The sequence below is a fragment of the Streptomyces flavusporus genome (assembly GCF_046267975.1).
Taxonomy (GTDB): Bacteria; Actinomycetota; Actinomycetes; order Streptomycetales; family Streptomycetaceae; genus Streptomyces; species Streptomyces flavusporus.
Genome location: NZ_CP176503.1, coordinates 8,333,006 through 8,344,665, shown reverse-complemented (window position 1 = coordinate 8,344,665; position 11,660 = coordinate 8,333,006). Strand labels below are relative to the sequence as shown.

Sequence of the window (11,660 nt, the reverse complement as noted above, 5' to 3'; positions counted from 1 at the left end):
GCCGTCGGTGGTCGGCTAGAACCTGATCCCGCTGATCATGTTGGCGAGGCTCGTCACGGCCTGCGAGACGGTCGGCGCGATCGAGGAACTCGCGAGGTAGAAGCCGAACAACGTGCAGACGACCGCATGACCGGCTTTCAGCCCGCCCTTCTTGATCAACAAGAAGGTGACGATTGCCAGGAGAAGGACGGCCGAGATGCTAACCGCCATACGGCACCACCGAGTTGCGCGCTGCGGCGGACCGTGTCACGGAGATCCCGTGAAGGAGGCTGGCGCTGTCGGTGAACACGTGACGACCCTCAGGGGGAAGCAGCCAGACCCCCATGCAGGTCGAGTACGCCGATCCCTGCCTGTCGACCGAGCACACCCACGTTTCCGTACGGCACACGGTCTGCGGAGCGTGCCACCTGTACGCCGTCCCCGGTTCGACGGGGATGTGAACGAGGGAGTGCTTGATACAGCATAGAACCGGTCCAGCAGGAAGCCCTCGCTCGCGAACGCACTCCACCGCTCGCAGTCCCAGCAGCAGCCCCGCCTGCACGACGTCGGCAGCGCCGAGCTGCCGAAGCGGACTCATCCCGAGCTGAAGCCTCCACGGCAGTGCGGTCTGCCTCGGGTCCGGTGGCGTCGAACCCGCCAGCAGGGGACGGTAACAAGACGGGGACTCGCCGTACCCGGGCACGGCACGTAAAGCCGACGGCTGGGCGTCAGGCAGATCAGAGGCGGCTTCGAGCCGGCCTGGAGAGGCAATCACCGGGATCTCCCGTACGTCAGAACGCACTGACTGGGTCGTGGTCCAGGCGACTTCTCTCACCAGGACGCTCACTGATCCCCAAGACTGTTCACTGCAAGGTGATTACGCACATTCCGAGGGTGATATCACTTAGGTGATTCCGGTTCCGACAAGGGCCTGTCGGCCGCGCGCTCGGCCAGGGGAGGAAAGGGTGTTACAGCCGACGCAGCGACGTTGTGATCGATGCGGCTGCTCCCTGAGCCAGTACAACACGGACACGCTGTGCTCCGCCTGCGCTCGCTCACGAACATGGGAGGCGAGCATCCCCACCGTTCCGGAGCACGTCTGGTCCGACCAGGACGTCCGAAACGCCCTTTCTGCATGGAACTTTGGCCGAGCCAGCCGTCTTATTCGGCTCCGCAGCGGTCTCCGCCAAGAGGACATGGCCCAACTCACGGGCCTGAGTCAGGCATTCCTGTCCATGCTGGAATCAGGCAGCCGCCGCCTTACGAACATCGACAAAATCGTCGAATTCCTGACGGGCCTTGCCGTGCCCGCCGAGCTGCTCCCGCTGCCCATCCCCCGGGCGCCCCTCCCGGCCCGGCAGGAACCCCTGGCGCAGTTCGCCGGCGACGCCGATCCGACCCTGCCGTGGACCACGGCCCGTATGGTGGCAGCACTGGATACTGCGGTAGGAGGGAGCGCAATGAAACGCCGACGATTCCTCACCGCCAGCGGCGTGGCACTCACCGCCTTCGTCAACCAGTGGGACCGCGCGGAAGCCGAGCCTCTCCAACACGCCGCCGAGGGAAGCCAACTCACTCCGGACCTACTCGACAGCCTCCAGCGCACCACCGACGGCCTCCGGACCATGGACGCCAGCAGCGGCAGCGGCCCCCTGACCGAACTGGGCAACACGCACCTCAGGTTCCTGAGGCACCTCGTGGACCACACTTCCTACGACATGGCCACGGGACGGCGGCTCGCGGCGATCATCGCCGACACGGCGACCCAGACGGGCTGGTTCGCCTTCGACTCCGGCGAACGCGAGCAGACCCTCGGTTACCTGTACGCCGCTCTCCGCGCCGCCAAAGCCTCCGGAGACGTCCGGCTAGGAGCCGGCGCTCTCTCATACATCGCCATCCACGCCTACTCCACCGAGGCACCACATCACGCCGTCACCGCAGCACAGACGGCATGGGAGAAGGTCAGGAAGCTCGGCACACCTGCTCTCGAAGCCATGCTGCTCACTCGACAGGCCCGCGGGCACGCAAAGCTCGGCGAGCGGCAGGCCGCACTCGCCGCACTCGGACGCGCCGCGGAACTCTGCGCCCAAGGCCGCTCGGAACACGATCCGGAGTGGCTGTACTGGATCAACGAAGGCGAGATCCACGGACAGACCGGCAGCTGCCATCTCGACCTCGGTGATCCCCGGAGCGCGGTTGCCAGCTTCACCAAGGCACGGGAGGCCCTCAACCCCGGTGACCACCGGACCAGAGGCTTGTTCCTCTCTCGCGCCGCGACCGCGCACTTCGCCAACGGCGATCTCGAAGCCGGATCCGTCACGGCGCACGAAGCCCTCGACCTCGCTGACCAACTCCAGTCCGCCCGCCTGAACGACCACATCGACGTCATGCTCGGCCACCTCCGACCGGTGATCCACAGCCCGTACGCTCAAGGCGTACTGGAACGAGCCGCCGGCGCGGCAGGAACAGGGAGCCGAACTTGACGGAGACGCCGATGGTCCTTGTGCTGTGGGACATCGACCGCACGCTGGTGTATGTCGGCGACATCGACCGGCAGGTCTATCGCGAAACCTTCGCGGAAATCGTCGGGCGCCCCGCAGAACGCCTGCCTGCACGGGGAACCGGCGTGACCATGCCCCTCGCCATCCGGTCCCTGCTCCTGGACAACGGCGTCCCGGAACCGGACGTCCCCCACCTGGTACCGCGCATGGTGGAACTTCTTCCTGACCGCCTTGCGGCGCGCTCAAAGGATCTGCGCGAGCAGGGCGTCCTCATGCCCGGCGCCGTCGCAGCCCTGGAGGCAGTCCACGCGCAGCCGAACCTCGTGCCCACTGTCGTCACGGGAAACCTCAAGCCCAACGCGGTCCTGAAACTGGAAGCGTTCCACCTCGACAGGTACCTCGACACGGAGATCGGCAGCTACTCCTCGGACGACGACCACCGCCCCGCCCTCGTCGCCGTCGCGCAGAAGCGGGCCCAGGCCAAATACGGGTCGGCCTTCACCCGCTCCAACACCGTCATCATCGGAGACTCCCTCGAAGACGTCCGTACGGGACTCGAAGGAGGCGCTCCGGTTATCGGAGTCGCGTCCGGCAAGACAACCGCCGCCGAACTCGCCTCGGCCGGGGCCGACGTGGTCCTCGACGGCCTGGAGGACGTCCCGCGGCTCCTGAGTGCGATAGCCGCGACAGTCTCCGGCAGCTGAGGCGCGACGGACAGCACCAGACGTCAACTGCGCGTATTACAGGTGTGATAGCGGCCTACTCGTACCCCACGTACCCTGACGTGCGCAGACGAGAAACGGGGGTGCGATGCGACAGCACACTCGCGTGTGTGCAGACTGCGGATGCCGGTTGAGCCAGTACAACGACGAGGACCGGTGCGCCACGTGCGCACGTGGCAGGCGTCTTGGCTCCCGCTTCGAACCCCGGGTTCCGGACACCATCTGGCGGGATGAAGAAGTCCAAAAAGCCATCGCCGCGTGGGACTTCGGCCGCGTCAGCCGCCTCGTCCGGGAGCGGGCCAAGCTCCGCCAGGACGACATGGCCGATCTGACCGGGCTGAGCCAGGGCTTCCTGTCGATGCTCGAAGCCGGAACCCGTCGCCTGACTAGCCTCGACAAGGTCGCCAGGTTCCTCAGGGGCATCGAGACGCCTGATGCCCTCCTCCCGCCGCCGTTCCGCGAGCACCACGAGGGTTCGACGCACGTTCCCCTGTCGCACAGGAGACCATCAGTAACCGACCTTCAGGTTGCGACCGGCGAACGGACCGGCAACCTGCATGAACTCGCGGCACAGGCCGCGTCACAGTCGCTGCAGTTCACGGAAGAGGTCACGAAGAGCAACGTGAGCGACGTCGAGCTGGAGGCACTGGAATCCAAGATCACCCGCATCGCGACTGATTACGTTCACGCTCCTCTCCACCCGCTCTTCCACGACCTGTTGTCCACGCGAGACCGGCTCTTCTCGCTCCTGAGCGGTCACCAGCCGCCAGGGCAAACCCGCGAACTGTACCTTCTCGCCGGTACGAGTTGCCTGCTCCTCGCTCACGCCTCACAGAACCTCGGCGACCAGGACTCGGCGATCGCCCAGCTCCAGACGGCCTGGACGTTAGCCGATCACGCCGACCACAACGATCTCCGGGCATGGGTCAAGGGCACAGCCGCGCTGATCGCGGAGTGGTCGACTCACCGGTTCACGGCCCTGGAGTACACGCAACAGGCGATCCGGCACGCTCCCGACGGTGAGACGCGGATCAGGACCGCCGCCATCGAGGCCAGGGCAGCGGCACGTATCGGCGACCGGAACACAGCACTGACCGCACTCCGGGAGCTCGAACGCGCCCGTGAGCAACACACAGATCCTGACGGACTCACGCGTTTCGGAGGGCTGCTCACCTTCCCGGAAGCCAAGCAGGAGTACTACATCGGCGGGACGTACGCCCTGCTGGGCGAACACGAGCTGGCCGAGCACCACGCCGCCGCGGCGATCGAGTTGTACGCGACAGGCCCGGCGGAGCAGCGTTCGTACGGTGACGAGGCCCTGGCACGCCTCGACATCGTCACCGCGCGTATTGCAGCGGGCGAGATCGAGGGAGTCGGCGAACAGCTCCACCCCATCCTCGAACTGCCGGTGGACCGTCGCATCCGACAGCTCGGCGACGCGGTGCAAGGAGTAGCTAGGCTTCTGGAAGACCCACGGTTCGCCGGAAGCCGCGTTGTGCGCGAGCTTGCCGACGCCACCCGCGGCTACCAGGCGATCGACACCCGAGCGAAGGCCCTCATCTCATGACAATGACGGTCTCTCCTGAGTCCGCCGCCCGCATGGCCTGCCGGGCATCAGGTCTGACAGACCGATCCCTCGCCCATCTTCACCATCACGCCACCTCCGTGTTCCTCCTAACAGCGGAAGACATGGTGGTACGAGTGAGCCCTATCGCGCAGCAGCAGAACCTCGCGACGGCCGTCTCGCTCACGCGCTGGCTCGTCGCGAACGGCTTTCCGGCGACAGAACCCGCTGACGTGCCCCAGCCGGTGGTGTACGAGCCTTACGCCGTTACGTTCTGGCGGCACTATCCCCAGCCCACGCACGGCCGGCCCCCGACCGGCCGGTTGGGGGACCTTCTACGCGCCCTGCACTCCCTGCCGGCCCCGCCAGTGACGCTGCCGCAGTACCAGCCCCTTGCCTCGCTTAAGGCCACCGTGGAATCCAGCACATACCTTGGGCCCGACGTGCGAACGTGGCTCATGGAGCGCAGGCAGGAACTCCTGAACGCTTACGCAGGGCTCGAATTCCCCTTGGGCTACGGCCACATCCACGGCGACGCCTACCCAGGCAACACCCTCTGGGACGATCGGAGCATCAGGCTCGGGGACTGGGACGAGGCGGCGGTCGGGCCTCGCGAGATCGATCTGGCCAACACGTTCCAAGGGGTCCGCTTCGGGCGCACCTCCGCAGAACTGGATGACTTCAGCCTCCGATACGGCTACGACATCAGGGAGTGGTCAGGTCTCCCGGTCCTGGTCGGCATCCGAGACCTGCACACGCTCGGCTCCTTCATTCGGCGGGCAGACCACGGAGACACAGCCGCCGCCGACCAGCTGTCGTATCGCATTGAGACTCTGAGGAACTTGGACGGCCAAGCGAAATGGGGCTCGGCTTGAAGAGTCCGAGGTCGCTCCGGAACCAGCTGCCGTCTCCGTAAGGACCCAGGCAGAGACACCTGACGCAACTGGACGGACGCCCTGGGTGACGGCCTGGTCCGTGTAACCTTCAGGGTGCCCGCTGCTCAGTTCCACTGGGACGACCGGGTGTTCGCAATGATCATTTTTGGCTTGGAGGACGGGTGGCAGTACAGCGGATCTCGACCCGCAATGCCCGTTTCCAGCAGCTGCAGACGCTGCTCAACAACCGCACCAAGCGAGGGCGCGCCAAGGAGTTCCTGGTCCAGGGCGTACGTCCGATCACGATGGCCGTGGAGCACGGCTGGACCATTCGCTCCCTGCTCTACGACGCCAGCCGCCCGCTCTCCCGATGGGCGGAGGACCTGCTGCGCCGTGTCGGTGCCGAACGCGTGGCGATGGTGCCGCAGCTTCTCGCCGAGCTCAGCGAGAAGGCCGACGGAGCTGCGGAGGTCCTGGCGGTGGTCGAGATGGCACCGGACAGTCTGTCGCGGATCAAGGTCAACGACGACTTCCTCGGCCTGGTCTTCGACCGGCCCACGCAGCCCGGAAACATCGGAAGCATCGTGCGCTCGGCCGACGCGTTCGGTGCCGACGGGCTCATCGTGACGGGGCACGCTGCGGACCCCTACGACCCCAAGTCGGTGCGTGCCTCCACGGGGTCGTTCTTCGCCGTGCCCGTGGTGCGCAGCCAGTCGCACCACGAGGTCATGGAGTGGCTGGAGAAGGAGCGCGCCCAGGGGCGCCCAGTGGCCGTCGTGGGCACGGACGAGGACGGCGACGCCGACGTCTCGGAATTCGACCTGACCCAGCCGGTCCTGCTGCTCATCGGCAACGAGACCGCGGGCCTCAGTGCGGCCTGGCGTGAGCTCTGCGACCACGTGGTCAGCATTCCGATGACGGGCTCGGCCAGCTCCCTGAACGCGTCGAACGCCGCCTCCGTCGTTCTCTACGAGGCGCGCCGTCAGCGTCTCGCGAGGCAGCGTACGGCGTGATCTTCCGAGGTCACGTCCAGACCTCGCCGCTGACTGCTCTCTTGTAGACCGCCAGGTACTGACGTGCGATGGTGTGGTGACCCCATCGGTCCACCGCTGTTTCGCGCACGGTCCGGGCCGTAGGCAGCGATGCCAGCGCCCGCTTCGCGTCTCCGGGCGTGATCTCCTGCCCGACCGGGAGAATCATGCCGACACCGGGGACGATCTCGGGTAGGCAACCGTTGTCGCTTGCGATGACCGGGGTGCCGCTGGCGGCGGCCTCCGAGACCACGGTGGCGCCGGGTTCGATCCATCGTCCGCTGAACGGTCCTCCCCAGGGCTGTGACAGCACGAGCTGCGCTCGGGCTCGTGCGATCAGTCGGGTACGTGCGCTGCCGCCGACCTCGCCCACGTAGCGGACGGTGTGCGGGAAGTCCGCCAGTAGAGCGTCCAGGTAGTCCTTCTCCCAGGCTGGTCCGGCGACCGTCAGTGGCAGGCCGGCGGCGCGCGCGAACGCGGCCGCCTCACGTACGCCCTTGTGCGCGGAGACCCGGCCCAGGAAGAGGAGGTAGTCGTCCTTCGCTTCCTGGAACGGATATCGCGAAGGGTTGACCGGCAGCCTGATCACCGGGGCGGACTCGGCCCCTGCGGCGGTGCGTTGTGCCCGGGAGAGGTACACGCCGTTGATCTGACGCTCCGGCACGCCGTTGAGGTGGTGCGTGCTCACAGTCGGCCTGAGCCCGCCGGGTGGAAGTGCGGCGGCGTTCGAATGGTCATGGACGACGTCCGGGGCGAACGCCTCGATGGCGACGTGGATGTCGGTTCTCTCGACCGCGGTGGACACCGTGACACCGTCCTGTACTGGACTTTCAGGAGCTCCGAGCAGCAGGATCTCGCACCCGGCCTCCAGCAGCCCGTCCATGAGCGTGGCAACGACCCATTGGATGCCGCCGTAGCCCTGGGGTGGCACGGTGATCCACTCGGTGGGGTTGGCCCCGTACCGGTAGGGCGGAATGACCATGGCCACCTTCATCGGTCGCCCCTGGACTCGGTGTCGGCGGCGCCGGCCCGGCGCCGCGTGATGGCCTCCCAACAGACGCCAAGGAGGACGCTGGCGGTGTAGAGCACCGCGAGGGCGGCCCGCACTGGACGGGCACCGTCTCCCGACCGGTTACGGTCCCATTCCTTCCTGATACCTCCCCGCGCGTCGTTGCGCCGTGTTTCGCTGCGCCCCTGCCAGAAGGCGCGGCGCAACAGATAGGCAAGGGTCAGCCGATGGGCGGGGATCAGGTGTCGGACCTCGGCGTCGTGCAGGACCGTCGCGGTGGCGCCGCGGGTGGTCATCTCCCGTACGAAGGTGGTGTCCTCGGCGGAGGTGAGGGAGCTGCCGATCCGGCCAAGGCGTTCATCGAAGGCGACTCCGAGCAGGCGGGCGTGCTCGGAGTCGATGGCGAAACTGCCGCCCCAGATCGTCGCCGGCCGGGCAGGGGCGTGGGACCCGAGGTAGTGCAGCTGACCAGAGGTGAGGAACCACGGGCGACGGCGCCCCTGAAGATGGGCGGTGATCCGCGTCCCGGTGACGTGTGCGCCGGCGGCCAGAGCGGCCCGCATCTGCGTCAGGGCCTCGGCGGTGGGGACTATGTCATCGTCGAGGAAGACAAGGTGCCGCGTCGTGGCCTCCTTCATGGCCTTGTTGCGGCTGTAGGCGAGTCCCTGGTTCTCCTCGTTGCAGATGACGCGGATGCAGGACGGGGGCAGCGAGGAGCTCGCGGGCACCGTCGGAAGCTGCTGAGCGGGCATGTCCGCGATGATCAGCAGGCAGTCTCGCGGCCCGATCGCCGCGGCGGTACGAGCGACAGCTCCCGGCAGGCTATCGGGGCGGTTGCTGCAAATGACTATGGTGAGGGACAGGTTGGCGCCGAGAGTCACGGGTGCACCTCCTGGCTCGGCCATGGGCAGCGCTCTTCGCGGCCCACGGCCCAGAGCACATCGGTCAGGTCTCCGAGGGCCGCGACGGTCCAGTACCTCGTGCTGCCCTCAGCGGTGTGGCCCTGACGGCTTTTCAGTTCGCGGTAGGCGGCCACGATCTCGGGATCGACTCCCGCTGGCGCACGCCATCCGCCGTCGACGCTGACGATCGCTGCCGAGCAGCCGAGAGCGAGTGCCGGAGCACCATCGTGGTCGGTCCGGTCGCCGACGACCACGGTGTGTTCCGGCTTCCAGTTCAGACGATCCAGGGCCCACTCGAAGAGCCGGGGGTCGGGTTTGGCGTAGCCGACGAGGGAGTCGAGTGCGACCAGCCGGACCTGTTGCTCGATGCCCATGGCGCGCAGGGCGGAGAGGCATTCCAGGGGCTGGTTGGCGACGATGCACACCTCGTACTCCCCGGCAAGTTGGCTAAGCGCGTCGACGGCTCCAGGGATGGGCTGGACGAGCGAGGTCCAGCGTTCACGGACGCACTGCCAGCTCTTCGTGCCGTTGGGCGGGAAGAGGCTGGGCGGGGGTGTTCCAGGCGTGCGGTGGCGGTAGAAGTCACGCACGGCTTGGAGGAAGGCGTCCATGGTGAGGGTGGGATCGTCCTCCTGCGCAAACTCCCAGACGCCCTGGAGCCAGGCGAGGTCGAAAGGTTCGTCGTAGTAGAGGACGCCGCCGACGTCGACGGCGAGCGTGCTGCCCGTCATGACGTGACCGCCCGTCCCGAGGCCCAGGTGAACCACTCGGGCTTGTCCGCGGTGTCGTTCTCGATGCTGAGGGACGTCGCGGGTTCCACGGGGCCGTGCTCGCGGGCCCAAGCCGCGGTGCGGCGCAGTCCGTCAGTGAGCGGGGTGTCGGTCCAGTCGCCGAGCGCCCTACGAGCGAGGCTGTTGTCGGTGTACGCGGCGTGGACCTCGTGGCGGGCCGCCAGGTGCTTGATCGGGTGGTCGGGGACGCCCATCGCGGCGCGTACGGCGTGCGCCATGTCCAGCACGGTGGTGGTCTGTGAAGAGCCGACGTTGAAGACCTGGCCCCACGCGCTCGGCTGGTCGGACGCGGAGAGGAAGGTGCCGACGATGTCCGGGGCGTAGGTGAAGGCGCGGACCTGGCTGCCGTCTCCGTACACGCTGATCGGCTCGCCACGCATGATCTGGTTGAGGAAGATGGCGACGGCGTTGCGGTAGGGGTCGCCCATGTTCTGCCGCTCGCCGTAGACGTTGTGCATGCGCAGCGCGAAGTGCGGCAGGCCCTGCAGCTCCATGGTGACGGCGAGTTCACGCTCCACGGCGAGTTTCGCGTTGCCGTAGCTGTCGGCCGGGACGGGGTGCTCGTCCTCGCGCATCGGGACGTGTCCGTGGCCGTACACGGCGACCGACGAGGCGAAGCCGAAGAACCTGACCTTGGCGGCCAGCGAGGCGTTGATCAGGTTGATGCTGCCGAGCACGTTGACGGAGTAGTTGTGGTGCTTGACGGCGTGGCTGATGCCTTCGGCGGCGAAGGCGGCCAGATGGTAGACGCCGTCGAAGCGGTACGAGGCGAAGAGTTCGGCGACGGTGGCCTGGTCGGCGACCGAGCCTACGACGAGGGTCGCGTCGGCAGGCACGTTCTCGGTCTTGCCGCCGTCGAGGTTGTCCAGGACTACGACGTCGTCGCCGCGCTCGATCAAGGATGCGACAAGGTGGGACCCGATGAAGCCGGCGCCGCCGGTCACCAAATGCGTGGGCATGGTTGTCGTGTCTCCCTTTCATCAGTCGGTCCCCGCTGCTGTCCAGGAGCGGTTCACAGCGGGTCGTGCGGGATTCGGTGCAGACGAGCCGCGTGTGGAGCTGGGAAGTTCAGCCTGCGAGGAGCCTGTTGATCTGGGCGAAGTCGCTGCGGGCGCGGTCCGTGATCAGCGGGAGCCGCTGCTGCAGGGTGGTGCGCAGCACGGTCGCGTCGGTGTCGTGGACGATCCGGTCGATGACGGTGTTGTCCTGGGCGAAGGCCCGGACGTCTGCGTGGATGTCGTCGACGTCGACGGTGTCGCCGTAGGTCTCGGCGAGCACGCCGTTGAACTTGTGCGAGTGCCCGATCGCGATCGCCGGGACGCCGCCGGAGAGCGCACCGATCGCGGCGTGCAGGCGCTCGGAGATGACGAGTTCGGCGCGGGCGAGCACTCCCTTGTAGTCGGAGGCCGTCAGTGCGCCGGGCAGTGCCATGACCTGGGGCATGCCGGCGGCCTCGGCGATGCGGGCCGCGAGGATCCGGTCGTCGTTGTGGGGCCGGGAGTCGTGGCAGTGCGGTACGAGGAGGACCGGCATCTTCCGGGTGCGGACGAGAGCAGTGGCCAGTCGGGTCAGTGCGGCTGCGTGCTGCATCTCCCCCAAGGCGCTGAACCGGGTGATGCCCTGGCTGGGGGCGAGGCATATGTAGGGGTCCTCGGGGGTGAGCCCCAGGGGTCTGAGCACGGCCGACGTCCGCTCGTCGGTGGCTGTCGGCAGCAGGAAGGCGGGGTCGGAGGACAGTTGCACGCGGTGCTCGGGAAGACCGAGCTTGCCCACGAGGTAGCGGTGGGAGACGCTCTCCCGGACGGTGAGCAGATCGCACCGGTCTGCGACCGTGAGCCATGCCTCGGCGTCGGCGGGATCGCCGAAGGGGCCGACGGACTGGCCGATCACCGCTGTCGGGATGTCCCGCTGCTGCGCGGCGGTCAAGGCCCGCAGGTACGGTGTGGAGACCCCGTAATCGGAGGTGTGCAGGTCACCCCCGGTGGCGATGACCAGATCGGTTTCGGCGAGCAGCTGTTCGCTGCGTGCGATCAGTTCGGCAGGGCTCTCCTGAGGGCGCATCTGCTGCCAGGAGCGGGAGACGACGAAGGGATCGGCCACGCAGCGCGCGGTGGTGGAGGCGAGGGCTTCCTCGTCGAGCGCCGGGGTCTGGGTGAGGACGGTGACCCTGTTGCCTCCTTCGCTGGTCAGTTGCTCGGCGATGGCGCGGGCCAGGGCCTCGACACCCCGGCTCTCGCAGCTGGTGATACCGGTGATCAAGACGTTGGACACAGCGGACCTCACAGT

11 protein-coding genes are annotated in these 11,660 nt (G+C 67.5%); 5 read left to right on the top strand and 6 right to left on the bottom strand.

Going from position 1 to position 11,660, the window contains the following annotated elements:
• Positions 1 to 15 precede the first annotated feature (15 nt).
• On the bottom strand, positions 16 to 210 hold the full coding sequence (locus ACKTSN_RS39325; protein ID WP_409473430.1) for a hypothetical protein: 195 nt from the start codon (positions 208 to 210) through the stop codon (positions 16 to 18).
• Positions 211 to 887: 677 nt separating this feature from the next.
• Between ACKTSN_RS39325 and ACKTSN_RS39320 the strand changes: the two genes are divergently transcribed.
• From ACKTSN_RS39320 to ACKTSN_RS39300, 5 genes are all read left to right on the top strand, one after another.
• Positions 888 to 2,462 carry a helix-turn-helix domain-containing protein gene (locus ACKTSN_RS39320; RefSeq protein WP_409473429.1) on the top strand — a complete coding sequence of 525 codons (1,575 nt, stop codon included), beginning with the start codon at positions 888 to 890 and terminating at the stop codon, positions 2,460 to 2,462.
• A gap of 11 nt (positions 2,463 to 2,473) precedes the next feature.
• The gene (locus ACKTSN_RS39315) at positions 2,474 to 3,184 is read left to right on the top strand and encodes an HAD family hydrolase (protein WP_409475029.1); all 711 of its coding nucleotides are present in this window, start codon (positions 2,474 to 2,476) and stop codon (positions 3,182 to 3,184) included.
• A gap of 148 nt (positions 3,185 to 3,332) precedes the next feature.
• Positions 3,333 to 4,769 (top strand): helix-turn-helix domain-containing protein, encoded by a 1,437-nt coding sequence (locus tag ACKTSN_RS39310; protein ID WP_409473428.1) that lies wholly within the window; start codon positions 3,333 to 3,335, stop codon positions 4,767 to 4,769.
• Positions 4,766 to 5,641 (top strand): phosphotransferase family protein, encoded by an 876-nt coding sequence (locus ACKTSN_RS39305; RefSeq protein WP_409473427.1) that lies wholly within the window; start codon positions 4,766 to 4,768, stop codon positions 5,639 to 5,641. Before ACKTSN_RS39310 ends, ACKTSN_RS39305 begins: the two co-directional genes overlap by 4 nt.
• A 182-nt stretch (positions 5,642 to 5,823) precedes the next feature.
• Entirely contained in the window at positions 5,824 to 6,654 is an 831-nt protein-coding gene (locus ACKTSN_RS39300) for an RNA methyltransferase (RefSeq protein WP_409473426.1), read from the top strand.
• A 10-nt stretch (positions 6,655 to 6,664) separates the two neighbouring features.
• Here the strand turns inward: ACKTSN_RS39300 and ACKTSN_RS39295 are convergent, their stop codons facing one another.
• The 5 genes from ACKTSN_RS39295 to ACKTSN_RS39275 all read right to left on the bottom strand — a co-directional run bounded on the left by ACKTSN_RS39295 (position 6,665) and on the right by ACKTSN_RS39275 (position 11,645).
• Complete coding sequence (locus ACKTSN_RS39295; protein ID WP_409473425.1) at positions 6,665 to 7,654, bottom strand: glycosyltransferase; 990 nt, start codon at positions 7,652 to 7,654, stop codon at positions 6,665 to 6,667.
• An 8-nt stretch (positions 7,655 to 7,662) separates the two neighbouring features.
• Positions 7,663 to 8,562, bottom strand: coding sequence for a glycosyltransferase family 2 protein (locus ACKTSN_RS39290; RefSeq protein ID WP_409473424.1), 900 nt, complete (start codon positions 8,560 to 8,562; stop codon positions 7,663 to 7,665).
• Positions 8,559 to 9,314: an HAD family hydrolase gene (locus ACKTSN_RS39285; RefSeq protein WP_409473423.1), complete on the bottom strand. Its 756-nt coding sequence runs from the start codon at positions 9,312 to 9,314 to the stop codon at positions 8,559 to 8,561. The genes ACKTSN_RS39290 and ACKTSN_RS39285 overlap by 4 nt, the downstream gene beginning before the upstream one ends.
• Positions 9,311 to 10,333 carry an NAD-dependent epimerase/dehydratase family protein gene (locus ACKTSN_RS39280; RefSeq protein ID WP_409473422.1) on the bottom strand — a complete coding sequence of 341 codons (1,023 nt, stop codon included), beginning with the start codon at positions 10,331 to 10,333 and terminating at the stop codon, positions 9,311 to 9,313. The genes ACKTSN_RS39285 and ACKTSN_RS39280 overlap by 4 nt, the downstream gene beginning before the upstream one ends.
• 109 nt (positions 10,334 to 10,442) lie before the next feature.
• Positions 10,443 to 11,645 (bottom strand): polysaccharide pyruvyl transferase family protein, encoded by a 1,203-nt coding sequence (locus ACKTSN_RS39275; protein ID WP_409473421.1) that lies wholly within the window; start codon positions 11,643 to 11,645, stop codon positions 10,443 to 10,445.
• Between the last annotated feature and the right edge of the window lie 15 nt (positions 11,646 to 11,660).

Bases quoted from the DNA above. Each gene is read 5' to 3' on its own strand.
- ACKTSN_RS39325 (WP_409473430.1), bottom strand. From the start codon at position 210: ATGGCGGTTAGCATCTCGGCCGTCCTTCTCCTGGCAATCGTCACCTTC.
- ACKTSN_RS39315 (WP_409475029.1), top strand. From the start codon at position 2,474: ATGGTCCTTGTGCTGTGGGACATCGACCGCACGCTGGTGTATGTCGGC.
- ACKTSN_RS39305 (WP_409473427.1), top strand. From the start codon at position 4,766: ATGACAATGACGGTCTCTCCTGAGTCCGCCGCCCGCATGGCCTGCCGG.
- ACKTSN_RS39295 (WP_409473425.1), bottom strand. From the start codon at position 7,654: ATGGTCATTCCGCCCTACCGGTACGGGGCCAACCCCACCGAGTGGATC.
- ACKTSN_RS39285 (WP_409473423.1), bottom strand. From the start codon at position 9,314: ATGACGGGCAGCACGCTCGCCGTCGACGTCGGCGGCGTCCTCTACTAC.
- ACKTSN_RS39280 (WP_409473422.1), bottom strand. From the start codon at position 10,333: ATGCCCACGCATTTGGTGACCGGCGGCGCCGGCTTCATCGGGTCCCAC.